Consider the following 25,033-nt stretch of genomic DNA (forward strand, 5'->3'; position numbering starts at 1 on the left):
GGCGGGATCGGAGCGTTCCCGCCCGGCGCCGCCGCACTCGCTCAGTACAGCCTGCTCACCGCGGTCCGCAGGCTGTTCTTCCAGGCGGCAACGGGCGGTTCGCCGCAGTCGCTCAACCACAGGACCAGCGTGACGTTGTCGTGCTCGCGGCCCACACACTGACGTAATAGGGCAAGTCATCGAAGGCAGCGCCAGGCGCTCCTTGACTCGCCAGGGAGCGCCCCACCACCGTCGTCGTCTACGGAACCCGCCCCCGTCACCGGGAACGTCCCACGGGTGGAGCAGGGGCCGGGGCTCCCCCAGTGACGACCAGGCGGGCGTCATACGAGGGAGGTCAGGTTCTCCAGGCCGCTGCTATCGTCCTGGCGATCATCACACCATCTGGGGGATTTCCGTGAGCGTGGCTGTTGTATTTCTGACGGTTGGCGCCGTCTGTCTTGTCTTGGGCGGAGCGGTCGCGCTGAACATTCGGGGAAGTGCTCGCGCGTTGGAAGGTTGGGCCGCAGCGAACCAGGAGCGGGCCATGCATGCCGGAGGTGACCTCGGCCCTGTCCACAGGGTGATGTCCGCTCAGGTCTACAGGTACATGGCCGGCGTCATAGCCCTGGGTGGGCTTGTCTTCACTCTTGGCGGACTGCTGGAGCTTGTCGCCTGATACCACCCACATCTGCGCCACCGGCGGAAACAGGATGCCTGGCAGAAGGACAGTCCTCTGGCCAGGCATCCGTCTTACCCACTTTGCGCGAGTTGGCCAGGCATGGGATGCGGTCAGTTCAGCTTCTTCAGTTGGGCGCCGACAACCTCAGTGCGCTTGTCCACCGGTCCGGACGTGGTGGTCGCCGTGAAGCTCGCGATCGTGGTGCCCTTGCGTACCAGGACGGCCTCGATCGTCGGCTTCTTGCCGTCCTTGTCCTGCTCGGCGGTGAGGCCACGCTTTCGTCGCCACCCGTGGCCGTGCCCGGCACGACCTTGGTGATCTTCAGTGTCTCGGGGCGGTTGACGGCGCCGAAACCGCCGCCGCAGGACTACCCCTGCGCTCTGACGTTGGAGACGTGGTGTTGGCCTTGGTGCCGTACCAGGAGTGCAGGGACACCTTGGTCACGGTGCCGTCCTTCGGCGCCCGGGTATGCGCCTGGCCACCCGTACCGGTCACTATTCCGCCGAGGATCGCAGTGACCAGGTCCCGGCATTCCGGCTTGCTGGCAGAGAAGATCTCTACCTGGAGAGCTTCCGAGACCTGGCAGCCGGGCAGGTCGGCGTGCTTGAGCGGGGAGATGCGGGCCGGGCCGAGCGCGCCGAGGCAGTCTTCCCGCCCAGGGACGGCAGCGCGCGGTGGCCGTCGCAGCACGCGATTCCTCCTTCACGTTCGCCGGCCCCCAGAACCAGCCTGCGCTCCCCGCTGGGCCAAGTCGTCACCGTAGTGGCGTCAGCCCGGGGACCCGACCGTACCGGGCACCGGAAGTCGGGTACGGCACCCTGGACCCTCCGTAGCGTGGAGCTTGTAAGGGAAGGAGATCGGGGATGCTGGAGGGTCTGAACCAGGCCATGGAGCACATCGAGGCGCACCTCGATCAGCCGCTGGACGTGGCCGACCTCGCGCGCATCGCGACGACGTCGGAGTACCACCTGCGCCGGCTGTTCTCGGCGCTGGCGGGGCTGCCGCTGTCGGAGTACGTCCGGCGCAGGAGGCTTACCGTCGCGGGCGCCGAAGTCCTGGCCGGTGAGCGGACCCTGCTGGACGTCGCGACCCGCTACGGCTACGGATCGGGCGAGGCCTTCGCCCGCGCGTTCCGTGCCGTGCACGGCGTCGGGCCGGGTGAGGCGCGGCGGAGCGGCGCGGTGCTCAGCTCCCAGCCCCGGATGTCCTTCCGGCTCGTCGTCGAAGGGAGCAGCAGCATGCGGTACCGCATCACAGACAAGGAGGAGTTCCGGGTGGCCGGGAAGAAGGCCCGAGTCCCCCTCGTGCATGAGGGGCCCAACCCGGCCATCGCGGCGTTCGTCCGGAGCATCGGCCCGGAGACGCTACGGCGCGTCCAGGCGCTGTCCGACCAGGAGCCCGCGGGGATCGTCGCGGTGAGCGACCGGCTCGACCCCAGCCGGGCGGAGGGAACCGAACTCGACTACTACCACGGCGCGGTGACGGGGGCCGAGGTCCCGCCGGACCTGGATGTCCTCACCGTCCCGGCGGGGAGCTGGGCCGTCTTCGAGAGCTCGGGGCCGTTCCCGCACACGCTCCAGTATCTGTGGCGGGACGTGTTCACGCAGTGGTTCCCGTCGAATCCGTACCTGAGCAGGCCCGGACCGGAGATCCTGCGCGTGCGCCTGTCGCCGGACGGTGCGTCGGCGGACGCCGAGCTGTGGATCCCGGTGGAGCGCGCTGCCGGGTGAGGGTGGCTCCGCGCCGTCGCCCACGGGCGGTGGACGGGTTTCCCGTCAAGCGCGAGACGCCGGCGGTGTTCCGTCGATCCCGCCGTGGGCCGGTGTGATCGGTGGGACACCGCCTGCGGAGTGTCGTCGGCCGCCCGAAGGGCGGGGCCGGCGGGGTCTGGTGTGCGCGCTCGGAAGGCGGAGGAGGGAGTCCATGCGGCGCATCGAGGTCCGACAGCAACCCGGCGAGCGTGCGTGCCGGAGCCCGCCACCGCGAGGGAACACCGAGCGCAAGCCTGGGACCTCCGGGAAGGAGGCGGGCAGCTCGTCGGCCGGCGCTACCGGCCCGTCCGGCGGCTTGGTGGAGGATGCGTAGATCATCGGTTCGCAAGTGCTCGAACGCATTGGGGTGATGCTCCGCGACCGCTCCCCAAGATCTGTGCCAGAACCAGAGAACGGGAGGCACCCTGCGGCGCCCTCTGACGTTCGAGTGGGTCGGGACACTCAGGGCCGGTCACGGGGCCAACCGTGCTCCGGCAGCGGCCCGTACCTCTGGTGTTTCCATCGGGTCGTCGCGGAGTACGGCGATGCGGTGCAGGGTCTGCGGGTGGTGGGGTGCCGAGGCGATGGCCAGCAGCCGTACCCGTTCCTCGCAGTCCCAGAGCGACTCGGAGTAGGCGTTGTCCAAGCCGGACGGGTCGATCGCGGCGAGCGCTTTCAGGTAGTCGGCGCGCTCGTACGAGTGCGGGGTGTGCCTCCAGTAGCGCCAGAGGACGGGTACGGCGGCAGCGGCTTCGGGTCCGAAGCGGGCCAGTCTCTTCGCGGTGGTATCGGGACCGCACCAGGCGCGGGCCTTCCACTGTTCGGTGAGTTCGGCCACGAGCCCCGGTAGTGCCTCAGGCCCGGGGTGGTCGGCCAGGACGTCCGCCCCCAGCCGGGCCAGCCACTCCCGCCCGTCCACGGCCCACCCACGTGCCGCCGGCACGGCGAGGGCTCCGAGACGGTCGACCGCTCGCCGGAGCAGGGGCAGGGCCCGGCGGCCGTCCGGGGTTCCGAGCGAGGGCACGAGCGGGATCAGTCCCTCGCCCGGCTCCCGCCCGGCCAGCGCACGCAGCGCATCGATCTTCATGTTGAACTCCGTGCCGTCGGCGGCCAGCAGGGCCAGCAGCTTCTCGTCGCTCAGCCCGCCGAGGGACGGCCTCGGAGGGAATCGGCGGCCCGGCACCTCGATCCCGAACCGGCTCCACGGCTCGAAAGACCACGGAAGATCCGCCTCCCCGCCGATCCGGGCGCGCGCGACGTCGCCCAGGTCCTCCCACCACTCGGCCGGCCAGCCGTCCGCGACCGACTCCAGTATGGAGACCCAGTGCTCGCCCTCCCGGATGTATGCCCGAAGCCCCTCCCGGGCCTCGTCCGAACCGGCGAGGGCGAGCAGCTCCAGCACATCGGCGGCCCGCGAGCACTCCTCCTCGCCCCCCGCCAGCTGGTCGACGACCGGCGTCGGCGGCAGCTTCAGGTCCCGGATCAGCCGTGCCTGGTAGAGGTGGCGGGTGTCGGTCTGGTGGTCCCACTTCCAGTCCCGGCGTATCCCGTCGTACACGAACGGCGCCGCGGCTCCCGGGTCACACCGCGCGCGCTCCGCGCCCAGCCCCCGGCCACGCTGCAGCAGCCCTTCCAGCGTGTCGTGGCGGGCGTAGGACAGGGTGCGGGACGTCTCGTCGTGATGGCTCATCACGCCACACCCTGCCTGGCTGGGAGTGCGGTTGCCATGCGATATCGGCCCGAGCCACGGAACGCATCGTCTCAGCGGTTCGGCCGCGGCCGGTGATGATCGGCAAGAGCCGCCCAGCGCCAACGACCCGAACAAGGGCCACGCTGGGCACCATCTACGACACCGAGCCGGTCCCGCGCGACGTCGACGACATCATCGGAGCGGCGGCAGACCTTGTGGGCGGGCGTTGACCGGGGTGGCGGTGGCGCTCGGGCCGTCGCGTTCGTCCGGGATGACACGGAGGTGGTCTGTGGCGTCGCTCATGGGCTTGCCGCAGGCTCGGGAGACCGGCGACCGCACTCTGGAGCGGTCCGACGCCGGCTTCGAACTCCCGGGCCTGCCCGGCCTCAGCCCTCCGGGTCGAAGGCCCGGTTGGAGCGGATGACGGCCCGGTGCTGGAGGAAGCTGAGGACCACGAAGACCGGTAGGGCGCCGCCGATGGCCTCCGCCCAGTCCCGGTGTTCCGCCCCGAGGAACAGCGAGACGACCAGGCCGACCGGCAGCAGCACCGAAAGGGGCAGCCAGATCGCGACGAGGCCGAACACGCCGAGCCGGGCGGCGACTTCGAACCCGGCGTGCTGGCCGACCGAGAAGCAGCCGAAGCCCGCCGTCGCGGCCAGCGCCAGCACCGCGCTCACCCCGGTGGCCACAGAGGCGAAGAGGGCGAGCGGTCCGCCCCACAGCTGCGCGGCGACCGTCGCCGCCACCAGCGCGGCGGTGAAAGCCGCGTGGCCGCGGGCCGCCGCGTGCCACCGGACGTCGTCGTACGGGTCGTGCGGACCGCGGTCCGGATCGGGGATGCCCAGCCAGGCCCGGCGGGCGCCGTACGCGGCCGCCGCCGCGGAGGCCGGGTCACCCGCCTTCCGGAAGGCGGCGAAGGCGCGCAGGTACGCCCGTCTGGCCGCGCGCCCGCGCCCCAGCTTCTCCAGGGTCTGCCCCAGGCTGTTCCGGGCGGTGCCCAGGTCGTGCAGGTGGCCGGCCTCCTCGGCGGCGGCGATGTCCTGGCGGTGCACGGTGAGGGCTTCGTCGTACCGGCACGCACCGCGAAGGGCTTGGGCCAGCGGGCCCAGGGCGGCGCTTTCGGCCCTGCGCCTGCCGATCCGCCGGGCGGTGGCCACCGACTCGGTGAGGACGTCCACTGCCTCCGCGAAGCGGCGCGCGGCGACCAGCGCGGAGCCGAGGTTGGACATCCCGATGGCGAGGAAGTGCTCGTCCCCGACCTCCCGGAAGTGGGCAACGACCAGGCGCTGGGTTTCGATCGCCTCCTCCGCACGCCCGAGTGCCTGCAGCGTCACGCCGAGGTCGGTCAGGGCCAGGTGCTCGTCGTGATGCTCCCCGGCCAGGCGGAGCAGCTCGGCTGCCCGGGTGAGCGCCTCGACGGCCTCCGCGAGTTCACGCGTCTGCTGGAGGGCGTTGCCGAGGTTGAGCAGCGTCGCGCCCTCCAGTCCGGCGTCGCTGCCGCCACGGCGGAGCGCCGTCGCGCGCCGGAGGGCTTCGGCGGCCCCGTCGAACCGCCGGGTGGTGAAGAGCAACTCGCCCAGCTCGGCCAGGGCGGCGCTCTCCCCCGGCCCGTCCCCGGCAGCCCGACACAGCCCGGCGGTGTCGCGGAACGCCGCCTCGGCCCGGTCCGGCCGGCCCAGATCGAGCTGCACCCGCCCGGCCCGCAGCCGGTCGGCGCCTTCGGTGTCGCTGCCGGCGCCCGCCCGCCCGGTGGCTGACTGGCCGTTCCCGGCCTCGCTGTCGTCCATTCCGGCCCCCCGGTGGCGTTGCCCGCTGGACTGACACCATACTGAGGCCACTGGGTAACTGACGATAAATCAGGCAAAGTCGATGTGCGGCCGGAGGTGGCGGGCGATGGGTCCGGCCCGCGTTCCACACTCCGGCGGGTCCAGGCGAACTGAAGGGTTCTCAGCGGGAACCCGAGGGTTCGTCGGTGTACTGGTCGTTGGCGGGCCCGTGAGTTCGGGGTGAAGGTGAGGACTCGGCTTCGGCAGACGACTCCAGGATCTGGCGAGTTGCGTTGGCATGGCGGATCGCGGTCATCTTGGCGATGCCGAAGACTTCGGCCAGGTGAAACGGATCGGGCCGTGGGCCAGGGCTTCTTCGAGTCGCCGGTCGACGCGGAGCCGTTCAAGGGTGGCGGCCCGGTGGCGGAGGGGGTTGGTGAGCCAGAGCCGTTCGCGTCCACCACCTCGGCGGCCCGGGCCTCGGTCAGCGCCCGCAGGTTCAGGTGGTCCTGGAACGGCGACCGGGTCACCTCCCGCATCCACGCGCCGAGCAGGTCCTCCACCTGCGAGTGCGTCAACCGCGCCATGTCCGGACCGGACAGATCCTCGGTCGCCCGCTCGAACACCCCCGAGGCGGCGAACGCGTCCCCGGACGCCTCCGCCGCCGGCAGTACCGGAAACAGCAAGATGCGCACCCATCGGCGATCGCCTGATCTTCACCCTCGAAGACGCCACCAAGGACACCCTTACATCCGGATCTCGGGCCGGTAGACGTCCAGCCAGATCGCGGTGTCCAGGGAGCGCTCCAGGCCGTTGCGGGCGGCCGGGGTCAGGCTCTCGGGGTCGGCGGTCACGGTCTCGGCCAGCCAGTCCTTGCTGACGATCTGGAAGACGGGGCCGTCTTCGCCCAGTAGGTCCTTGGCGCTCCGCTGGAGCGCCTCGGCGTAACGCCAGTCCTGGATGACCGGGTAGGGGCTCTTGCGCCGTTCGATCACGGATTGCGGCAGTAGCTTCTTCGTGGCGCCGCGCAGCAGGCTCTTCTCACGGCCGTCGTACGTCTTCATCGTCCAGGGCGTGTTGTAGACGTATTCCACGAGGCGGTGGTCGCAGAAGGGCACGCGGACCTCCAGGCCCACGGCCATGCTCATACGGTCCTTGCGGTCGAGCATCATCCGCAGGAAGCGGGTCAGGTGCAGGTACGACATGACGCGCATCCGCTGCTCTTCCGGGCTCTCGGAGTCGACGCGGCCGACCTCGGCGACGGCGGTCGCGTAGTTCTCGGCGACGGTCTCCAGCGGGTTGAGCGCGATCAGCGTGTCGAGGTTGTACATCTCCACGGGCTGGGTGTTGGGGGTTGCTCCGATCATGCCCGCGGTGATCCAGGGGAAGGTGTCCCTCGCCTGGACGACGGGGTTGTGGAGCCAGCCGTAGCCGCCGAAGACCTCGTCGGCAGCCTCACCGGACAGGGCGACGGTGGACCGTTCCCGGATCGCCTTGAACAGCAGGTAGAGGGAGACGTCCATGTCTCCGAGGCCCGCCGGGCTGTCCCGGGCGATGACGACCTGTCGGCGGATCTCGGGGTCGGCGACGGCGGCGGGGCCGAGCACGATGTCGGTGTGCTCGGTGCCGGCATGGCGGGCCATCAAGCCGGCGAAGTCGCCGTCGCGGCTGTCGTGCACGCCGGTGGGTACGAAGTGGGCGGACTCGCCGGTGAAGTCCACGGCGAAGGTGTGCAGCGGCAGGCCCTCGGCGGCGCGGCGCCGGGCGGCGAGTCCGGTGATGGCGCTGGAGTCGAGGCCGCCGGAGAGCAGTACGCAAGTGGGGACGTCCGCGACGAGTTGGCGGCCGACGGTGTCGTCGAGGAGGTCGCGGACCCGCTCGACGGTGGTGTCGAGGTCGTCGGTGTGCTCGTGGCTCTCCAGCCTCCAGTAGGTGCGGCTGCGGATGCCGCCCTGGCCGACGGTGACGACGGTGCCGGGGACGACTTCTTCCACGCCGTCCCAAATGGTCTCGCCGGGCGGCCGGTTGAAGGCGACGAACTCGCGCAGGCCACGGGCGCTGACCACCGGTTTGGCGAGCGGGTGGGCGAAGAGCGCCTTGGGTTCGGAGGCGAAGAGCACGCCGTCGGCGGTGGGGTGGTAGAAGAGCGGCTTGACACCCATCCGGTCGCGGATCATGACCAGTTCGCGTATGCGGGCATCCCAGAGGGCAAAGGCGTACATGCCGTTGAGCCGGGGCGCCATCGCCTCGCCCCACTCCAGGTAGGCGTTGAGTACCACCTCGGTGTCACTGGTGGTGCGGAAGTGATGCCCCCGTCCGCGCAACTCCTCGCGCAGTTCGACGAAGTTGTACACCTCGCCGCTGTAGGTCAGCGCGACCCGGCCGTCCGGGGTGCTGGCCTGCATCGGCTGGACCCCACCGGCCAGGTCGATCACGGCGAGCCTGCGGTGACCGAGGGCGGCGGGCCCGTCGATCCACCTGCCTCCGGAGTCGGGCCCCCGCCCGGTCAGCGTCCGGACCATGCCGTCCAGGGCGGTGGTCTCCTGGGTGAGGTCCCGGTCGTAGGCGATCCAGCCGGCGATGCCGCACATTCGATACTCCTCTTGGTCGCGCGCTTCCTGGGGGCTTGATGCGTACGACCCGTACGGCTCCCCGCCCCGCCCGGGCACGGCTTCCGACACCCAGCGTGGACTTCGACGCCCGGCGGGTGTGCCTGTCGACTCAGACGCTAGTTCCGGCCATCGGTGGCCACACCCCTTAGCACCCCCTATCGCAAAGAAGGGGTTAGGTGATCGCAAAGGAAAGGTAAGGTCAGATGGGTTTTGGTAATGAACACCTAAAGAAAAGGCCGGTGATCCGCCAAGGCGGTAGGCGAATCTAAAAGTGGAGGGGTGGCCGCTGGGGGCAACTTGTCGGCCAGGGCGGACCAGCCAGCCGAGCGAAGTACTACCCGGACGCCTGCGGCGACCGGGTGCTGTTCGGCCGGACATACCGTCAGAACAGCGTGGAATCGGCGGCGTTCGGGATCCTCGCCAACCGGGCAGAGTGCTACGTCTGCTCCCGCCGCCAGACCCTCGCCGCAGTGCACCAGGCCCCCGGCCTCCAGGTGGCTGCAACGTCCTGGACGACTGGAACACCCGCTTCGTCACCCAACTCGCCGCGCCCCGAGCCGAGCGGATCACCCTCAACGTCGGCCTGATGAGTCGAGGCGGGTCCGTGCGCCTCGGGCATCGGCCGATTACCCGGTGAGGGGCCAGCCGATCACCTGGTCGAACTGAAGGTCGCGGAGGACGGCATTGTCCAGCTTGATGCCGGTGGTGGTGGTCAGCCCATGAGGCGGGGTGCCGGTGAGGACCTGACCGAATCGCGCTCCCGTCAGGTCCGCTCCCCGGAGGTCGGCGCCGGTCAGATCACAGCCCGCGAAGGAGACTCCTCGCAGGGAGGCGCCGCTCAGGTTGGCCCCGCGGAGATCGCACAGCTTGAAGCGGCAGCCGTCCAGGGTGGCTTGACGCAGATCAGCCCCGCGAAACGAGCACCGTGTGAACCACAGCTGCTGCAAGCGCACCGATACGAGATCGCCACCGTCGAAGGACTCCCTGTGGAGAGCCGCATACCGACGACGGGACGCCAGGTTTTCCTTCGCCGTCACCACCCTGCCCATGGCGGACATCATCTCAGCCCTGGGAGACGGGCTACGGTGCCAAGGCCTGGGCCGACACCAGCTACCGAACCAAAGCCATCGCCCACGGTGCCCGCCTGGACGTGGCAGCCGCTGAGTTGAAATGATCTCGGTCCTCACCTCTCCCATTTGTGTAAGGGCCAGAGCATGTTGACGTCACATCAGACACCCTTCCCCGCCGCGCCGGCTGGGTCGCCGCGCTCGCGGCAGCGGTCCTCGCCATACCCCTGCTCGATACCCCTGCGAGTGCGGCGACGCCTGGCGACCCGGCTACCGCGTCGTCCTTCAACCTCAAGTCCGGGCCGAGTCTGAGCAGTCAAGTGGCCGACTTGAAGGCCGCCCTGCCCACGCAGGGCGTCCAGGACCTGCTCGACCAGGGCAACCGATTCGCGAAGACCGGAACCTCGTGCGCCGCGGACCCGTTCGGCACCGGCGACAACGGTGCCGTACTGGCTCCTGACAAGAAGTTCTGCTGGGACGGAGGCGACGCCGACACCGAGGAGTGGATCCCCCAGGGCATCACGGGCGTGTCCGATGCCCAGGCCGACGAACTCTGGGGCACCCGCAAGCCCCTGGTCACCGCCTGGTACGACAAGGCGAGCACGAGCCTGTGCTCGGCGGACCCTGGAACCTGCTCTGACAAGGGCGTCCGGCTGTCGTTCCTCGACCCGCAGACGCCGGTGCCGGGAAGCCCCGATCAGCGCCGGTACCGTCACGTGCTGCTCGTGGAGCCGTATTACAACTCGAACGGGAACGCCTCCTACAAGGCGGTCGACCTCCATGCCGGAGGCATCGCCTGGTACAAGAACTACCTCTACGTCGCGGACACCATGAACGGTCTGCGGGTCTTCGACATGCGCTCCATCCTGGATCTCAACCCGGATCAGAACGCCGCGGTGGACGACACCACTCTGGACGGCCTGAAGAGCAACGTCAGGGACGAGAACAAGATCGGCCGGCAGAGCAACGTCTACTACAGCCACACCTACCGGTACGTGATGCCGCAGGTCGCCTCGCACAAGTTCGTCGCTGCCCAGGGCAACTCCTCGGCGGGGACCTGCGTTGCCACCGGGGCGCCGAAGGCGTCCTACATCTCCATCGACCGCAGCAACACCGCGGCCCCTGCCCTGATCATGGGCGAGTACTGCGACTCCGACGACACGCACCCTGAGAAGGGGCGGGTCGGGGCCCTTCCCATCGACGACACCACAGGCTTGCTGCGGGCGACCGGCGGGGTGGTCACCGCGACATCCGCGTACTACCTGCCGCGCGACCTCACGCAGGGCGCCGCCCGATACAACGGCATGTACTACTTCAACCGCAGCTGGCTCGACCACAGCGGAAGCCTGCGCCGGGCCACGGTGACCGGCGGCCGCCTGGTGGACTACGGCAGCAACATCACCAACGCCGTGGGGCCCGAGGACCTGTACATCGAGCACGGCCAGAGCCTGCCCGGTGGCGGCACCCAGTACCTGTGGTCGCTGACCGAGCACCGCGCGGACGGCACGGCCGGCTGCACCGACGCGGGCTCCCCATGCGGCCGGGTGATCTACGCGCACCGGCTGAGCGACATCCTCACCAGTCCGTAACCGCCCGTGCCGGTCGCCGGGTAGGCCGGCCGAAGGCCGCCGTCCGCATTTCGGGACAGCGGCCTTCAGCCGGAGGCCGCCTGGAGGTGGCCTCCGCTGAGGCGATCGGCCAGTACCGACCCAGGCCGGCGCCGTGGGACGAGCTGCTGTGCTGCTGCAACTGCCGGAACCCCGGTTGTGTCGGCGTACGCCTGAAAAGCGCGCGCTTGAGCACAGGTGAACGTGCTCAGGACGCGGCGATTCAACGGAAGGCGTTGGTGTTCTCGGAAGCCCACTGCCGGAACGGGCGGGCCGGCATTCCAGTGATCTCTGAAACCGTGTCACGCACCATCAGCAGCTCGTCGTTCACGTCTCCGCCCGTGACATCGAGCACCGCGTCCGCGGCCTCGGCCCCGAAGACCGCGGCCATCTGTGCGCGGGCCTGCCCGCGGCTGATCTCGGCGAAGGGAACCTCCCTGCCCAGTGCTGCCGCGATGGCCTCGATCTGCTGCCGGGCAGTCACCGGCTCTGGACCGGTCAAGGCGTATGTGCGTCCCCGGTGGCCGGGCTCGGTCAGCGCCACCCGTGCCACCGATGCGATGTCCGCAGGGTGGATGGTGGGCAGCGCGGTCTCGGCGTACGGCGCGCGGACGGTCTCGTGCTCACGGATGGAAGTCGCCCACATCAGGGTGTTCGAGGCGAACTGCGTGGGCCGCAGGATCGTCCAGGCCATGCCGCTCGCCTTGAGCAGTTGCTCCACCGCCAGGTTCTCGCCGGCGGGGCCGAGGTGCGGATGGGTCTGGACGGTGATGGACGACACCAGCACGACGTGCTCCACACCCGCCTGCCGGGCGGCTTCGATGATGTCGGCGTCCGAGCCCAGACGCGATACGAGAAACAGCGAGCGCACCCCTTCCAGCGCGGGCCTCAGCGACGTCGGCTCCACGAGGTCGCCCTCCACGGCCTCGACCCCTTCGGGGAACACGGCCCGTGCGGCATCACGGGTGAGCCCTCTCACCGGCCCGACACCGTGTGCGTGCAGCTCCTTCAGCAGGGCGCTGCCTATGTTTCCGGTGGCTCCGGTCACGAGGATCATGGGCGTGTTCCCGTCGTCGGATGATCAAGTAGGCGACACGCTAGAACCTCCATCACGCTTCAGGTCAAGGAAACGCCTGGCCGTGCCAGCGGGTCCCGCCGGTCTGAGGGGGCCGATGTGCGACTCCCCCACACATCGGCCGATGATGGGAGTACGGCCGAGCACACGGAGCTGACCATGACGGGTTGGCGTGTCAGGGACTACGCCCAGGACGATCTCGAAGCGGTGATCCGAGTCGACGCGGAGAGCGGCACGGCCGAGGAGCCGCCCCTCTTCCCGCTCTCGGACGCCGTGGCCGCCCTTCAGGCTCTGAACCCGGCGGTGGTGGCCACGGCGGACGAGGTGGTGGTCGGCGCCGCGGTGAGCAGGGTGGAGGGTGACAGGGCGTGGATCCTTCGCATCAGCATGGCGCCTGCCTGGCGGCACCAGGGGCTGGGCAGCGACCTGATCACGGCCCTGGAGCACCGGCTCTTCGCCGGTGGTGTCCGCGTGGTGCACGCGGTCCTGCCCGACGGCGAGACCGGTGCCACCGCCCTGCACAACTGCGGCTTCGGCGCCCGCCCGGGCCTGGTCTTCTTCGAGAAGCGCGGGCAAGTGACCCCTCAGGCGGTCAGCATGCTCGCGTCGCTGGGAGCGGAGCTGCCGCCGGGGGGACTGTGGCAGAAGGTCGCGGGCATGCAGAGGGAGAAGGAGCTCATCGAGCGGCGCCTGGTCCTGCCACTGGCCCATCCCGAAATGGCCGCCCAGCACGGAGTGGAGCTGCCTCGGGCGGTGATGCTGTTCGGTCCGCCCGGGACGGGGAAGAGCACGTTCGCGCACGCGATCGCCAGCCGTTTGGGATGGCCGTTCCTCGAACTGTTCCCCGCCCGGCTGGCCGCCGAGTACGGACTGGCGAGCGGGCTGAACCGGCGCTTCGACGAGATCGCCCGGCTCGACCACGTCCTGGTCTTCATCGACGAGGTCGAGGAGATCGCGGGGACCCGGAGCGGTGCGGACGCGACCGCGGTCGGTGTCGTCAACGAACTGCTCAAGGCGGTCGTCCGGTTCCGGAGCCAGGACGGCCGGCTGCTCGTCTGCGCCACGAACGACGTGACGACGCTCGACCCCGCGTTCCTGCGGCACGGCCGTTTCGACTACGTGCTGCCGATCGGCCCGCCCGACCACCGGGCCAGGACCGCGTTGTGGGAGAGCTACCTGGCCCGAGCGGGTGCGGAGGCCGACAGTGCGGCGCTGGCGACCGCCAGCGAGGGGTTCACCCCTGCCGACATCGCCCATGTGGCGCGTACCGTCTCCCAAGTCCAGTTCGAGCGCACCTTCGACACCGGAGCCCGGGCCCGCCCCACGACCGATGACTATCTTGGCACCATCGGGGACACGAAGCCCACGGTCAGCGCGGCCATGGCCCAGGAGTTCGCCCACCAGACCGAGAAATTCGCCCGCGTCTAGGCCGTGCCCTTGGAGCCGTGCTGTTGGGTCAGGCCGGGCCCGTGGCCGCCCTTTCCTCCTCGGCCTCCATGCGCCGGATTCCCTCGTGGGTGAGGGTGACCATCGCGGGGGTGTTGCCGGGTTCCCAGTCGACGGTGATCAGTCCTTCGCCCGCCAGGTAGGTGCAGGCGGCGGCGAGGTCCTGTTCCGGTACGTGGAGGTCGCGTCCCAGCTGTGCTCCGGTGATGCCGAGGAGGCGGTTGCCTTCGACGGCTTCGTACAGGACCCGGAGCACCTGGTCGCGGTAGGACTTGCGTTCGCGCAGTGTGGCCATGACCGCGTCCTTTCGTGTGGGGGGTGGGCTCCGGGGCTCGTCGGGGCTCTCAGATCTCGTCGGAGTGGGCGCCGGTACCGACGGGGGTCCGGGTGGCGGCCAGCCAGGAGCGGGCGGGGCCGGCGGGTGTTGCCGTGTCCACGGTGAGGTGGAGGCGGGTGCCGCCGTCGAGGCCGGGGTAGCTGCGCTGTTCCGTGCCCGCGAAGCAGTGGCGCAGCGCCTCCGCGACCGCTCGGGCGGCTTCGGGGGTGTGCGCGATGATCCGTACCTCGGCGTGCCCGAGCGACGGCAGTGCATGGGTGTCTATGTATTTCACGTGGGCGTGTTCCCTTTCGGAGTGTGCGAGTGGTCGGCGGATCGGGGCGCCGTGGCGCCCCGACCGCTGCCCCCGGTCAGAGGAAGGTCTGTTCCTCGGAACGTCGGTTCCTCACCGGTCGGCACCCGTGCGGTGGGCTCGACGACCGGTGTCGTCCGGCAGGCCGGGGGGTCTCGGCAGGGGGTCGCTGAAGTGGTAGGCCGCGATCCGAGCGTCGTGCTGGGCGTTCAGCAGGTGGATCCAACGCATTCCGATACCGATTGCCAAGATGATCAGCGCTATGAGGACGATGGTCTCCATGTCGCTCACCTCCAGCCGCTTGCCGGCAGAGAGAGGTTCCCGAAGGGGGACATGCAGGCCCCGCCTTCGCTCTCCCAGGTGTCCTCCCGGCGGCGGGCGTCGCGGACGCCGCGCCCGATGGCGGCTTCGTTGGCCATCAGGACGCCGGCGGTCAGCACGCTCCCCGGGATCGCGGCGGCGGCCATGAGGCGGGCCGCGGCTGGGGGTTCGGTCTCGGGAGGGATGACGAGGAGGTCCCAGCGGCCGACGGTGTGGGAGAGCAGGATCAGCTTGTCGGGGTCCTGTTCGGTGAACCAGCCCACGTGCAGCATGCGTCCGGCCATGGGAACCGTGTGCGGGATGACGCGCCAGCGGGTGGGGTTCACGGTGACGCGCGTGATGCGCCCCCAGGGTTCGTCCAGGGCGGCGGCCAAGGCCGGGAGTTCGGCTTCGAGGTCGCGGGAGCGGGGCCACCAGGCACCGTCCAGCTGACCTGCGAGGGTGGTCTTCGGGGTGAGGGACAAGCGTGCCGGGAGCTCTACGGCGAGTTCGCGGGGCGCGGTCCGGTCGGCGGTGCTGGTCATGATGCGGACCTGCCCCCGGACTGCCCGTCGGCAGTCCGGTTTTTAGGCGATCGCCGGAAATGACACCTACGCGAAAGCGGGTGCTCGGAGTACTTCCGGTGCTTTCACTGTACGCCTGTTCGATGAGCTATGGCCGGTGTGGCCAGGTATTTTCCAGCGGAGGCGCTGTAGAGAGCGACGGGGCGGTCCCCACCGCTCCTGCCGGACGCGGTCCACCAGGCGGTCAGACCTGGCAAGACGGCCAGTTGGTCCCCGCCGGCCGTCTGCGTGGGCCGTGTCGTCCAGTTCGGGTTGGGTTGGGTTGGGTTGGGTTGGGTTGACGTCGGGGCGTTCAGTCGAGAACCGCGAGATGGTCGGCGGCGCCCCCGCGCCATTCGATCATGAAGAGGGTGGCGTCGTCGCTGGTGTGCCCGCCCCGTTCGAGCTTCAGCGCGTGGGAGAGCCGGCGCAGATCTGCCCGCATCCCCTCCGACGGCCTTTCCCCGAGCTGGTTGACGCAACGGATGAGGCGTTCCTCGCCGAACAACTCCCCGCCGGCGACGTGCTCTTCGATGATGCCGTCGGTGTAGCACAGCACGCGGTCGCCTTGCTGGAGTGTGTGCTCCCTGATCCGGGGCTCCTCGCCGCCGAAGCCGACGGGCAGCGTCGTCGCGCTCTCCAGCTGCCGCACGACCTTGCCGTCGCGGATCAGCAGCGGTGCGGGGTGGCCCGCGTTGACCAGCTCCAGCTCACCGGTGGCGACGTTCAAGTGCATCAGCTGGGCGGTGACGAAGTGATCGAGACCGAACTGCCGGGAGATGGCGTCGTCCATGTACGTGTACTTCTCGGCCAGGCTGACGAACACGCGCCGGGCATGCCGGTAGGCGCCGATGGCCACGGTCGCCATCACGGCGGCGTCCAGGCCGTGGCCCATCGCGTCGATCACGGCCAGGTGCAGGATGTTGTCGTTCAGCGCGTAGTCGAAGCTGTCTCCGGCGACCCGGTAGGCGGGCTCCAGGATGCCGGCCACCGCGACCTGCGGCACTGTCATCGTCAGCGGCGGCAGCAGGCCCCACTGGATCTCCGCGGACACGCTCATCGGCTCCCGGCGCCGGGCCAGGAAGAACTGGTCGGTGTAGGCGTTCTTGGTGACCAGCAGGTCGGCGACCAGGCCGGCGAGCCGGCGCAGCAGACGCCGGTCGTCCTCGCCGACGTCGTCCAGGGTGAGGACCATCACGCCCACCGTGTCGCTGCCGTCCAGCAGCGGCAGGTACATCCGGACGCCGCCGCGTGCCAGCGGCACCTCGACGATCTCCCCACGCAGGAAGGCCCGGCCGGCAGCGGAGTCGATCACCGGCTCGGGCTGGCTGACGTGCAGCTTCCTGCCCGGCAGCGGTACCAGCAGCTCCTGCGCATAGTCCTGGAGCAGGATGGAGACGTCACGGCCCCCGACCTTGCCGACCTCCTCCGCGACCAGCGGGGCGATCAGCTGCGGCGGCAAATGCGGCGCCCGATCCAGCAGCAGGCCGAGCAGCCGCTCTCCGAAGCCCTCCGACCGGTCCACGCTCTCCTCGTCCACGACCCGGTTCGCCCTCGTTCCTGCCCGCCCACGCCGGTTACCGCCTCCGCACAAAGTGACCTGGGAAGCCGCCGGAGCGGCTCATTGCGCCATACGCAGCATGTCGGCCCACGCTGACCGCGGGAAAAGCCCTTGCCCCGGACCCGGATCTACACCCGCCGGGCGGCTCCGCGGGCTGCTCCATGACGCCGTCCTCGCCCGCCCCGATCCCTCTCTGTACCGGCCGGACCGGCCGGACCGGCCGGTAGTCCTCGGCCCCGCCGTACGGGCCTGGCTCCAGCACGTCGCCGTGCACGGACCCGTAGCGGACACCGTCATGGCCCGGGCCGACGACGGAGCCGACCCCCGCCACCACCTCGATGACGCCCGGTGGATCGCCACCTGCACCATCCGAGCCGTCTACGGACCGGCCGTGGCCGCCGAGGCGCCTCACCCAGGTCCGGGACGCCGTCCTTGACGTCCTCGGGTGCCTCGACGCCGCGGCGAGCACGATGCCGGACGACGCGATTCGGACAAGGTCCGGAAGAGACGGCCTAAGTCCGGTACGAGCAGGGCAGCCATGGGCTCATCCGAGAAGGACACCGGCTCCCGTGCCCGAGCCGTGGTGGGGGCGGGAGAGGGATCACGTGGCAGGTGCCGATCTGACGGCCATGGTGGTCGCGGCGGTCGGTGTGACCGGGACGATGGTGGCGCCACTGCTCGCCCAGTGGGCGCGGCGTAAGGAACTGACGGAGGCGGCCGAGCGCGCGGAGCTCCGGCTCCAGCAGGACCGTGACGAGGGCGACTTGCAACGCAGGCGCGACCTGTACGCGGTACTCAACTCCGCCGCCCGCGCCTACCGTACGGCCGGCTACGACCTCGTCTTCGCCCTCAAGCGTGGCGAGGGCGTAGACGAATCCGCCCTGGAGGCCGCACGCAGCTTCTACCTCGACCAGTACGCCCAGGTCCAGATGGTGCTGCCCGGCCGCGCATTGAACATCGCCTCGGAGGTCAACCACTGCCTGAGCCTGGGCTACAGGCTGGTCAGGATGCTTCCGGCTCACGCCGGCCACCAAGATGCGTGGAGCCGGACGGAGACGTGGTTCGGGACTCAGCTGGCGGAGGCCGTCTGGCTCCTGCGCCACGCCCTTCGGGAGGACCTGGGCGTCCTGGACGAGTTCCCCGACGTCGTGGACCTCGGCGAGCAGCTCAGAGCAACCCGGAAACGTGTGGAGAGGGAGTTGGAGAGCGGCCGGGATTCGTCCCCGTCGAACGGCGACTGAAGGCCACTGTCCCGTAAACGATCTTGGGGGAAGGGCGGGCGCGGGTGCCCGGGGCGCGGGCATCCGGTGAGGGCGAGGTTGTGCGGGCGGCCGAATGCGGGCAACGCGGGCCCGAACTCGCAGGTGGGAGCGGTTGTGTTCCTCCTTGCAGGCCGGGAGTTCCTTCAGCGACGCGACCAGCAGTCACGCCACCCGTCGCGGAGGTCGGCGACACCATCCCCCGGGCCCGCGAGCAGCGGTACCCCACCGACACCCCTTCGGGGGCCACGGACGTTCCGGCGCATCACTGCGGACGGTGACACCTTCGAGTGACTGCCCCGCACAGGTCTTCCGAACTACTCATTCCGCACGGAGCCTTGACCCCAGCCACCCACGGAGGTTCACCCCTGTGACCAGTACGGACATCGACAAACAGGCAGACGAGGAAATCAACTTCGCCTGGGAAGGCGACTCCCGCTGGGAGGCCGCGAAGTACATCACGCTGCGGCACATGGCCGGGCGTCTGCCGCACCTGATGAGGCGGTCCCTGTCGATCGCGTGGCGCGTGGACCGGCCGTCCGTGGTGGGGCTCCTGGCCTGTCAGATCGTCTCCGGCATCGCGGCCGCCCTGGGACTCTTCGCGACCACCTCAACGATCGCCGCGCTGATCTCCTCCGGGAACATCTCTGACCGTCTCTGGGAGGCGTGGCCGTCCGTCGCTGTCCTCGCCGCCGCGGCCGGGATCCGCGCCACGCTCTTCATCACGGTGACCTGGTTGTCCTCCCGGATCGCGCCCCGCGTCCAGCAAGAGTTCGAGCTGATGCTTCTCGAAGCGGCCACCGGCAGCGAACTCGCCGCCTACGACAGCCCCGGGTTCAGGGACAGGTGGGACAACGCCGAGCGCGGCGCGATCGTCTCGAAGGACATCATCGAAGAGGGCCAGGACTTTCTCGCAGCGTTCGTGTCCCTCATGGCCGGCGCCGTCGTCCTCGGTGTTCTCCACCCTCTCCTGATCCCCTTCCTGCTGCTCGCGAGCCTCCCCCAGGGCATCGCCCAGGTACACAGCGCCCGCGTCTCCTACCTCGCCTCGGTGAAGATGGTCGGGCACAGCCGCATGATCGGCGTCCTGCGCTGGCACCTTGCCGACCGGCATTCCGCCGACCAGATCCGCGCGGGCACCATGGCCCCGTTCCTCCTCGACAAGTACCGGCGTCTGACCCACCGCGTCACCGACGTGCACCGCCAGTCCGTCGCCGAAGGCGCACGCATGGCCTTCCTCGGCGCCCTCGGCGGCGGACTCGCCTCCGCCGTCGTCTGGGGCCTCCTGATCGCTCTCCTCGCCACCGGGCACCTCACCGTGGCCGCGGCCGGGACCGCCGTCCTCGCGCTCCGCACCGTGACCGGCTCCGTCCAGGGCGTCGTCCGCAACGCGGCGATGATCTTCCGCACCGGCATGTACATGGACGACTGGTCGAAGTTCCTGGAGGAGACCGGGGGCCACCGCCTCGCCGTCGGCGACGTCATCCCCGGCGGCCCGGAAGAAGTCCGCGCCGAGAACCTGGTCTACCGGTACGAAGGCTCCGAGAAGAACGCCCTCGACGGCATCGACTTCACCGTCCGTACCGGCGAGATCGTCGCCCTGGTCGGCGAGAACGGATCCGGCAAGTCCACCCTGTCCAGGCTCCTCACCCGCCTCCACCTCCCCACCTCCGGCACCGTCACCTGGGACGGCCACCCCACCACCAGCCTCGACCCCCACGCCGCCTGGAAGCACGTCTCCCTCGTCCCACAGGACTTCTCCTGCTGGCCCATGACCGCCCGCGACAACATCACCCTCGGCCAGCCCCACAGCGACGACGAGAAGGACATCTGGGAGGCCGCCAGCGCGGCCGGCGCCGACGAAGTCGTACGAGAACTCCGCTCCGGCCTGTCCACCCTCCTGGCCCGCGAGTGGCTCAACGGTGCCGAGCTCTCCGGCGGCCAGTGGCAACGCGTGGCCCTGGCCCGCGCCTTCTACCGGCCCGCGGCCCTCCTCGTGCTCGACGAGCCCACCTCCGCTCTGGACCCGCGCGCCGAGCACCGGATCTTCGCCAACCTGCGCCGGGCCGCCCGCGACCGAGCGGTGGTCCTGGTCACCCACCGCCTCGCCAACGTCGCCGTTGCGGACCGCGTCGTCGTCCTCGACCACGGCCGTGTCGTCCAAGAGGGCACCTTCGAGATGCTGTCCAAGGCCCCAGGCCTGTTCCGGGAGCTGCTCGAACTGCAAAACGACCGCACCGTGCCCGCCCAGCGACGTGCCGCCAAGGGGCCGGGGCTGTAGCTCCAGTACGGGCCCGACACCCGCCGGACCCGTACGCACCGCACCCACCGCCTCGAACCACGACGCCCTGCGTGAGGTGAAGCGCCTGGTCCGAGGCATGCGCGAGGCGCCGCGTAGGCGTCGCGGGGATTGCCGGTAGCGTGATCGTCTGCTGCATGGAGTGTCCGTGCGTCCGGCCGGCCCGTGCGAGGGCCTTCCGGCGGAGAGCGATGGGTCTGACCGCGATGAGTGAACTGACGAAGCCCGAGATCGATGTTCCAGAGGGTGACGCACCCACCGAGCTGACGACCCGGGACCTCGTGATCGGGGACGGGGACGAAGCGAAGCCGGGCCGGGTCGTCCAGGTTCACTACGTCGGGGTCACGTTCGAGACCGGGAGGGAGTTCGACTCCTCCTGGGACCGGGCCCAGCCGTACAAGTTCGCTGTGGGCGGGGGCAAGGTCATCAAGGGCTGGGACCGGGGCGTGAGGGGAATGAAGGTCGGCGGTCGGCGTGAGATCACTGTTCCGCCGCGTCTCGCCTACGGGAAGCAGTCCCCCTCCCCGTTGATCCCGGCGGGCTCGACGCTGATCTTCGTCGTGGACCTGCTCACCGTCTGGGGCGGGCCCACCGGTAGGACACCCGGATCGACTCGCCCGGCCTAAGGTCAGGGCCCGATCGCGGACTCGGCGTCGGGATGGAGCGGGAAGATCTGGTCCAGTCCGACGACGCGCAGGACGCGCAGCGTGCCGGCCGGGACCGCGGCGAGTGCGACATCGGCTCCGGCCGACTGGGCGTGGTTGCGGGCGACGATCAGGGTGCTGATGCCGCTGGAGTCACAGAATTCCATGCGGGCGAGGTCGAGAACGAGGCGCTGGCCCGGCTTGAGGGGGAGGGTGGCGAGGAGGTCGCGCAGGTCTGCGGAAGTGTCGTAGTCGAGTTCCCCCGTGACTTCCACCACCGGACCGGTCGGGGCGTCTCGGACGGCGAGGTTCAGCGGGCTCATATGGGTTTCCCGGTCGTGGGGCGGGCGGCGGGAACGCCGAGGGCGAGCAGGGCGGTGTCGTCGTCGAGGCCGTCGCCGAAGCCGTCCAGCAGGCCGGTGAGCGCCTCCATGACCGCGTTCGGGGACTGGCCGGCGTGGTCGGTGGCGAAGGCGCGCAGGGCTTCGTCTCCGTACAGGGCGCTGCGGCCTTCGCCGGTGCGGGCTTCGGTGAGGCCGTCGGTGTAGAGCAGGAGGGTGTCGCCCGGGCCCAGGGTGGTGGTGGCGGGGGCGAAGGGTGCGTCGGGCAGGATGCCGATGAGGAGTCCGCCGGGGGTGGGCAGGAAGTCGGCCGTGCCGTCGGCGCGCAGGACCAGGGCCGGCGGATGGCCGCCCGAGGCGAGGTGGACCGTGACCTGCCCGGTGCCCGGGTCGGGTTCGAGGACGCCGAGGATGGCGGTGCAGTACCGCGGGTCGCCGCCGCTGTAGCGCTCGTGAAGGACCCTGTTCAGGGTGGAGAGGGCGGAGACGGGGTCGGGGTCGTGGAGGGCCGCGGCGCGCAGGGTGTAGCGGGTCAGCGAGGTGACCGCGGCGGCTTGCGGGCCCTTGCCGCACACGTCGCCGAGGAAGAAGGCGAAGCGAGTGGCGTCGAGGGGGAAGACGTCGTAGAAGTCGCCGCCGAGCCGGTCGGGCGAGGCGGTGCGGTAGTGAGCGGCGGTCTCCATGCCGGGTATGGGCGGCAGGGTGTCGGGCAGCAGCGATGACTGGAGTACGGCGAGGGCGTCCTGGAGGCGGGCCCGGTCGGCTTCGGCCTGCCGGTGTGCTTCCTCGGCGGCTTTGCGTGCCCGTAGGAGCTCCTCTTCGTAGGCGCGGCGGTCGCGGGCGTCGAAGAAGGTGGTGCGGATCAGCAGCGGCTCGCCCATGGCCCCGTGCTTGACCACGGAGGAGACCAGCACCGGCATCCGGACGCCGTCGCCCTTTCTGATCTCCAGGGCGACGCCGCCGAGCTCGCCCTGCATCCGCAGCAGCGGCGCGAAGTGCGTCTCGTGGTAGAGCTTGCCGCCCATGGTCAGCAGGTCGGTGAACCGCATCCGGCCCACCACCGCCTCACGCTCCAGGCCCAGCCAGTCCAGCAGCGTCTTGTTGATCTTCGCGATCGTGCCGTCCATCAGCGTGGACAGGTACCCGCACGGCGCGCACTCGTACAGCTCCTCCGTGCTGTCCTCCAGCAGCGCGGCGAACGCCGCGTCCGAGGTCTTCTCCTCGCCGGCGTCGTGCGGGTCGGGCTGCTGGTCGGTGCGGCACATCAACGCAGGCCCGCCAGGAAGCCGGTGATCGCCGCGTTGGTGGCTTCGGGTGCGGACATGTGCGGGCAGTGCCCGGTCGCATCCAGGGTGAGCAGTGTCGAGCCGGGGATCGCCTGGTGCACGAAGGCGCCGACCTCGCGCGGGGCGATGGCGTCCTGGGTGCAGTCCAGCACCAGCGTGGGCACGCTCACCTCCTTGAGTTCCTCCCGCGAGTCGGACAGGAAGGTGGTGCGGGCGAAGACGCGCGCCATCGCCGGGTCGGTGGCGCAGAAGCTGTTCGTCAGCTCCTCACCGAGCTCGGGCCGCTCCGTGTTCCCCATGATCACCGGCGCCATCGCCGCCGACCAGCCCAGATAGTTCGACTCCAGCGAATCGAGCAGCTCATCGATGTCCTCGGCGGTGAACCCGCCCCGGTAGCCCTCGTCGTCGATGTACCGGGGAGAGGGCGCCACCATCACCAGCGCCCCGATCCGCTCCGGAGCCATCCCGGCGGCCAGCACACCGATCATCGCGGAGACCGAATGGCCCACGAACGCCGCGCCTCGAAGATCGAGCACCTCGCACACGTCCACCACGTCCTGGGCGTAGCCGCTCAAGGACGCGTAGCGGGCCTCGGAGAACGCGGAGAGATCAGATCGGCCCGAACCCACGTAGTCGAACAGCACCACCCGGTAGTCCTCGACCAGGGCGGGGACGGTGAGGCGCCACATGTTCTGGTCACAGCCGAACCCGTGCGCGAGGACCACCGTCGGGCCGTGGGGGTTCCCTGTGACCGTGACATTGTTTCTGCGCTCGATTTCCATACCGACCAGTCTCTCAGGCCCCAGCCACCACACCATCCTCATTGCGGCAGGGCCGGTACCGCAGGAGCGGTCCCGGCCCCGCTACGTGTCCGCGCGCTGTGGGCGGGTCAGGCGGCGGCGGGCTCGGGCCGGCGCAGTTCCGCCTGGCCGAAGAGGAGGGCGTAGCCGCCGGGGAGCCGGCGCAGGATCCGGCCGAGGAGGTCGGGTCCGGCGAGGCGGGTGACGGTGGCGAGGACGGCGCCGGTGTCCCAGCGGGCGGTGGCCGGGGTGGCGCCGGTGCGTGCGGCCAGGTCCTTGACGAAGCCCCAGCCGGTGAGGTGTCGGGTGTCGGGGAGCTGTGCGGTCAGGGTGAGGGCTGCCTCGACGGGGAGGCACTGGGCGAGGTCGACGCGTTCGTCTCCGGTGAGCTGGCGGCCGAGGGCGGCCAGGACGTGGTGGACGGCTTCCGCGGCGCGTTCGCGGGTGGGGTAGGCGCCTTCGTAGCGCACGCGTTCCAGCATCTGGTCGAACGTCATGGCGTGATGGGCCGGGTTCGGTCGAGGCTGGTCGTACATGGCTGTGGTTGCCCTTTCTCTGCGAAGGATCCGGCTTTCGGGGCTGGGTGGTCAGGTGGGCTGGGGGTGGCCGAAGAGGAGGTCGTAGCCGTGCGGGAGTTGGAGGAGGACCTCGCGGGTGAGGACATCGCCCGCGGCGGCGGCCACGGTCGAGAGCACCGCGCCGATGTCCCACAGGGCTGTCTTCTCAGTGGCGCCCTCGATCCAGGCCGCGGTCGCGCGGACGAACCGCTCCGGCGAGAGCGGCTCCGCGGCCTGCAACGGGTTCAGGAGGATGAGGGCGTACGTCTCGGGCAGGCGGGCGGCGAGCTCGGCCCGCACGCTGCCGACCAGATGTGCGCCCAGCAGGGCCAGGACGACGCGGGCAACGCGATCGGCCTCTTCCGTGGTCTCGTACTCGCCGCGTTCTTGGACGTGGGCCAGGAACGACTCTCTGCGCATCGACATCACATCGCCTCCGGAGAGAGGGGTGAGGGGTCAAAGAGGGGTGCGGAGGGCGGGGTGCCGGAGGGGGGGTCGGCTCGTACCCGCCCTCCGCGGCCGGCTGGTGCGTGAGGCTCAGCCGGAGATCTGCTTACGGCCGCCGGCGCCGCCGATGCTGATCTTGCGGGGCTTGGCGCGCTCGGCGATGGGGATCCGCAGGGTCAGGACACCCGCGTCGTAGTCGGCTTCGATGCGTTCGGTGTCGAGGGTGTCGGCCAGCATGATCTGGCGGGAGAAGACACCGAGGGGCCGCTCGGAGAGCTCCATCTGCACGGTGTCGTTCTTCGCGGCGGGCCGGCGCTCCGCCTTGACGGTCAGCATGTTCCGCTCGACGTCGATGTCGATCGCCTCCGGCTTCACGCCGGGCAGGTCGAAGGCGATCACGTACTCCTCGCCCTCGCGGTAGGCGTCCATCGGCATCACGGACGGCTTCGACCAGGTCCCGGACGTACCACCCGACAGCTGCTGGACGATCCGGTCCATCTCGCGGAACGGGTCAGTGCGCATCAACATCGCGAAACACCTCCAGTTGGTTCAGGCAGAAACTGCCAATGCGCTTCAACGTGCATCCGTTGTAGCATGTCATCGAAACGATGACAAGTACGGTGTCACCTGAACGCTGACACGCCAGATGTCATCCGGAACATGACGACGGGAGGT

The 25,033-nt window shown here is 70.1% G+C and carries 23 protein-coding genes; 6 read left to right on the forward strand and 17 right to left on the reverse strand.

Annotated elements, in window-relative coordinates:
- Positions 1-334: 334 nt before the first annotated feature.
- The gene (locus EES41_RS42245; RefSeq protein WP_216827231.1) at positions 335-676 is read right to left on the reverse strand and encodes a hypothetical protein; all 342 of its coding nucleotides are present in this window, start codon (positions 674-676) and stop codon (positions 335-337) included.
- A gap of 845 nt (positions 677-1,521) precedes the next feature.
- Here EES41_RS42245 and EES41_RS02010 point away from each other — a divergent pair.
- Positions 1,522-2,388 (forward strand): AraC family transcriptional regulator, encoded by an 867-nt coding sequence (locus EES41_RS02010; protein ID WP_123075097.1) that lies wholly within the window; start codon positions 1,522-1,524, stop codon positions 2,386-2,388.
- Between the two features lie 493 nt (positions 2,389-2,881).
- Here the strand turns inward: EES41_RS02010 and EES41_RS02015 are convergent, their stop codons facing one another.
- The 4 genes from EES41_RS02015 to EES41_RS02035 form a co-directional block, all read right to left on the reverse strand.
- A complete protein-coding gene (locus EES41_RS02015; RefSeq protein ID WP_123075099.1) occupies positions 2,882-4,099 on the reverse strand; it encodes a hypothetical protein in 1,218 nt (405 codons plus the stop codon).
- 386 nt (positions 4,100-4,485) lie between these two features.
- Complete coding sequence (locus tag EES41_RS02020; RefSeq protein ID WP_123075101.1) at positions 4,486-5,886, reverse strand: tetratricopeptide repeat protein; 1,401 nt, start codon at positions 5,884-5,886, stop codon at positions 4,486-4,488.
- A gap of 725 nt (positions 5,887-6,611) precedes the next feature.
- Positions 6,612-8,456 carry an asparagine synthase (glutamine-hydrolyzing) gene (gene asnB, locus EES41_RS02025; RefSeq protein ID WP_123075103.1) on the reverse strand — a complete coding sequence of 615 codons (1,845 nt, stop codon included), beginning with the start codon at positions 8,454-8,456 and terminating at the stop codon, positions 6,612-6,614.
- A 647-nt stretch (positions 8,457-9,103) separates the two neighbouring features.
- On the reverse strand, positions 9,104-9,526 hold the full coding sequence (locus EES41_RS02035; protein WP_164495707.1) for a pentapeptide repeat-containing protein: 423 nt from the start codon (positions 9,524-9,526) through the stop codon (positions 9,104-9,106).
- A 338-nt stretch (positions 9,527-9,864) separates the two neighbouring features.
- On the opposite strand from EES41_RS02035, the gene EES41_RS02040 reads away from it, so the two are divergent.
- A complete protein-coding gene (locus tag EES41_RS02040; protein ID WP_123075107.1) occupies positions 9,865-11,133 on the forward strand; it encodes a hypothetical protein in 1,269 nt (422 codons plus the stop codon).
- Between the two features lie 241 nt (positions 11,134-11,374).
- On the opposite strand, the gene EES41_RS02045 is transcribed toward EES41_RS02040, so the two are convergent.
- Complete coding sequence (locus tag EES41_RS02045; RefSeq protein ID WP_123075109.1) at positions 11,375-12,208, reverse strand: NAD(P)H-binding protein; 834 nt, start codon at positions 12,206-12,208, stop codon at positions 11,375-11,377.
- 177 nt (positions 12,209-12,385) lie between these two features.
- Between EES41_RS02045 and EES41_RS02050 the strand changes: the two genes are divergently transcribed.
- Entirely contained in the window at positions 12,386-13,654 is a 1,269-nt protein-coding gene (locus tag EES41_RS02050; RefSeq protein ID WP_123075111.1) for an ATP-binding protein, read from the forward strand.
- 28 nt (positions 13,655-13,682) lie between these two features.
- Here EES41_RS02050 and EES41_RS02055 read toward each other — a convergent pair whose 3' ends face one another.
- From EES41_RS02055 to EES41_RS02075, 5 genes are all read right to left on the reverse strand, one after another.
- Positions 13,683-13,967, reverse strand: coding sequence for a hypothetical protein (locus EES41_RS02055; protein WP_123075113.1), 285 nt, complete (start codon positions 13,965-13,967; stop codon positions 13,683-13,685).
- A gap of 49 nt (positions 13,968-14,016) precedes the next feature.
- Positions 14,017-14,283 carry a hypothetical protein gene (locus EES41_RS02060; protein ID WP_123075115.1) on the reverse strand — a complete coding sequence of 89 codons (267 nt, stop codon included), beginning with the start codon at positions 14,281-14,283 and terminating at the stop codon, positions 14,017-14,019.
- Between the two features lie 111 nt (positions 14,284-14,394).
- Positions 14,395-14,583 (reverse strand): hypothetical protein, encoded by a 189-nt coding sequence (locus EES41_RS02065; protein ID WP_164495708.1) that lies wholly within the window; start codon positions 14,581-14,583, stop codon positions 14,395-14,397.
- Positions 14,584-14,588: 5 nt separating this feature from the next.
- Complete coding sequence (locus EES41_RS02070) at positions 14,589-15,146, reverse strand: DUF5994 family protein (protein WP_123075119.1); 558 nt, start codon at positions 15,144-15,146, stop codon at positions 14,589-14,591.
- A gap of 331 nt (positions 15,147-15,477) precedes the next feature.
- Positions 15,478-16,704 (reverse strand): PP2C family protein-serine/threonine phosphatase, encoded by a 1,227-nt coding sequence (locus EES41_RS02075; RefSeq protein WP_123075121.1) that lies wholly within the window; start codon positions 16,702-16,704, stop codon positions 15,478-15,480.
- A 626-nt stretch (positions 16,705-17,330) separates the two neighbouring features.
- Here EES41_RS02075 and EES41_RS41240 point away from each other — a divergent pair.
- The 3 genes from EES41_RS41240 (at position 17,331) to EES41_RS02095 (ending at position 20,909) form a co-directional block, all read left to right on the forward strand.
- The gene (locus tag EES41_RS41240) at positions 17,331-17,966 is read left to right on the forward strand and encodes a hypothetical protein (RefSeq protein ID WP_164495709.1); all 636 of its coding nucleotides are present in this window, start codon (positions 17,331-17,333) and stop codon (positions 17,964-17,966) included.
- Positions 17,967-18,354: 388 nt separating this feature from the next.
- Entirely contained in the window at positions 18,355-20,265 is a 1,911-nt protein-coding gene (locus tag EES41_RS02090; RefSeq protein ID WP_254211265.1) for an ABC transporter ATP-binding protein, read from the forward strand.
- Positions 20,266-20,489: 224 nt separating this feature from the next.
- Positions 20,490-20,909 (forward strand): FKBP-type peptidyl-prolyl cis-trans isomerase, encoded by a 420-nt coding sequence (locus EES41_RS02095; protein ID WP_123082194.1) that lies wholly within the window; start codon positions 20,490-20,492, stop codon positions 20,907-20,909.
- 2 nt (positions 20,910-20,911) lie between these two features.
- On the opposite strand, the gene EES41_RS02100 is transcribed toward EES41_RS02095, so the two are convergent.
- The 6 genes from EES41_RS02100 to EES41_RS02125 all read right to left on the reverse strand — a co-directional run bounded on the left by EES41_RS02100 (position 20,912) and on the right by EES41_RS02125 (position 24,886).
- Positions 20,912-21,250, reverse strand: coding sequence for an STAS domain-containing protein (locus EES41_RS02100; protein ID WP_123075127.1), 339 nt, complete (start codon positions 21,248-21,250; stop codon positions 20,912-20,914).
- Positions 21,247-22,533 (reverse strand): PP2C family protein-serine/threonine phosphatase, encoded by a 1,287-nt coding sequence (locus tag EES41_RS02105; RefSeq protein WP_123075129.1) that lies wholly within the window; start codon positions 22,531-22,533, stop codon positions 21,247-21,249. Before EES41_RS02105 ends, EES41_RS02100 begins: the two co-directional genes overlap by 4 nt.
- Entirely contained in the window at positions 22,533-23,336 is an 804-nt protein-coding gene (locus EES41_RS02110) for an alpha/beta fold hydrolase (protein WP_123075131.1), read from the reverse strand. Before EES41_RS02110 ends, EES41_RS02105 begins: the two co-directional genes overlap by 1 nt.
- A 107-nt stretch (positions 23,337-23,443) precedes the next feature.
- Positions 23,444-23,890, reverse strand: a complete 447-nt coding sequence (locus tag EES41_RS02115; RefSeq protein ID WP_123075133.1) for a DUF2267 domain-containing protein — start codon at positions 23,888-23,890, stop codon at positions 23,444-23,446.
- A 51-nt stretch (positions 23,891-23,941) separates the two neighbouring features.
- Complete coding sequence (locus EES41_RS02120) at positions 23,942-24,337, reverse strand: DUF2267 domain-containing protein (RefSeq protein ID WP_123075135.1); 396 nt, start codon at positions 24,335-24,337, stop codon at positions 23,942-23,944.
- A gap of 111 nt (positions 24,338-24,448) precedes the next feature.
- Positions 24,449-24,886 (reverse strand): Hsp20/alpha crystallin family protein, encoded by a 438-nt coding sequence (locus EES41_RS02125; protein ID WP_123075137.1) that lies wholly within the window; start codon positions 24,884-24,886, stop codon positions 24,449-24,451.
- Positions 24,887-25,033 lie beyond the last annotated feature (147 nt).

The organism is Streptomyces sp. ADI95-16 (genome assembly GCF_003721495.1).
In the GTDB taxonomy this organism is placed as follows: domain Bacteria; phylum Actinomycetota; class Actinomycetes; order Streptomycetales; family Streptomycetaceae; genus Streptomyces; species Streptomyces goshikiensis.

Excerpts from the sequence above, each read along its gene's own strand:
- EES41_RS02010 (WP_123075097.1), top strand. The coding sequence starts at position 1,522 with ATGCTGGAGGGTCTGAACCAGGCCATGGAGCACATCGAGGCGCACCTC.
- EES41_RS02015 (WP_123075099.1), bottom strand. The coding sequence starts at position 4,099 with ATGAGCCATCACGACGAGACGTCCCGCACCCTGTCCTACGCCCGCCAC.
- EES41_RS02020 (WP_123075101.1), bottom strand. The coding sequence starts at position 5,886 with ATGGACGACAGCGAGGCCGGGAACGGCCAGTCAGCCACCGGGCGGGCG.
- asnB (WP_123075103.1), bottom strand. The coding sequence starts at position 8,456 with ATGTGCGGCATCGCCGGCTGGATCGCCTACGACCGGGACCTCACCCAG.
- EES41_RS02035 (WP_164495707.1), bottom strand. The coding sequence starts at position 9,526 with ATGGGCAGGGTGGTGACGGCGAAGGAAAACCTGGCGTCCCGTCGTCGG.
- EES41_RS02045 (WP_123075109.1), bottom strand. The coding sequence starts at position 12,208 with ATGATCCTCGTGACCGGAGCCACCGGAAACATAGGCAGCGCCCTGCTG.
- EES41_RS02050 (WP_123075111.1), top strand. The coding sequence starts at position 12,386 with ATGACGGGTTGGCGTGTCAGGGACTACGCCCAGGACGATCTCGAAGCG.
- EES41_RS02055 (WP_123075113.1), bottom strand. The coding sequence starts at position 13,967 with ATGGCCACACTGCGCGAACGCAAGTCCTACCGCGACCAGGTGCTCCGG.
- EES41_RS02065 (WP_164495708.1), bottom strand. The coding sequence starts at position 14,583 with ATGGAGACCATCGTCCTCATAGCGCTGATCATCTTGGCAATCGGTATC.
- EES41_RS02070 (WP_123075119.1), bottom strand. The coding sequence starts at position 15,146 with ATGACCAGCACCGCCGACCGGACCGCGCCCCGCGAACTCGCCGTAGAG.
- EES41_RS02095 (WP_123082194.1), top strand. The coding sequence starts at position 20,490 with ATGAGTGAACTGACGAAGCCCGAGATCGATGTTCCAGAGGGTGACGCA.
- EES41_RS02100 (WP_123075127.1), bottom strand. The coding sequence starts at position 21,250 with ATGAGCCCGCTGAACCTCGCCGTCCGAGACGCCCCGACCGGTCCGGTG.
- EES41_RS02105 (WP_123075129.1), bottom strand. The coding sequence starts at position 22,533 with ATGTGCCGCACCGACCAGCAGCCCGACCCGCACGACGCCGGCGAGGAG.
- EES41_RS02110 (WP_123075131.1), bottom strand. The coding sequence starts at position 23,336 with ATGGAAATCGAGCGCAGAAACAATGTCACGGTCACAGGGAACCCCCAC.
- EES41_RS02115 (WP_123075133.1), bottom strand. The coding sequence starts at position 23,890 with ATGTACGACCAGCCTCGACCGAACCCGGCCCATCACGCCATGACGTTC.
- EES41_RS02120 (WP_123075135.1), bottom strand. The coding sequence starts at position 24,337 with ATGTCGATGCGCAGAGAGTCGTTCCTGGCCCACGTCCAAGAACGCGGC.
- EES41_RS02125 (WP_123075137.1), bottom strand. The coding sequence starts at position 24,886 with ATGTTGATGCGCACTGACCCGTTCCGCGAGATGGACCGGATCGTCCAG.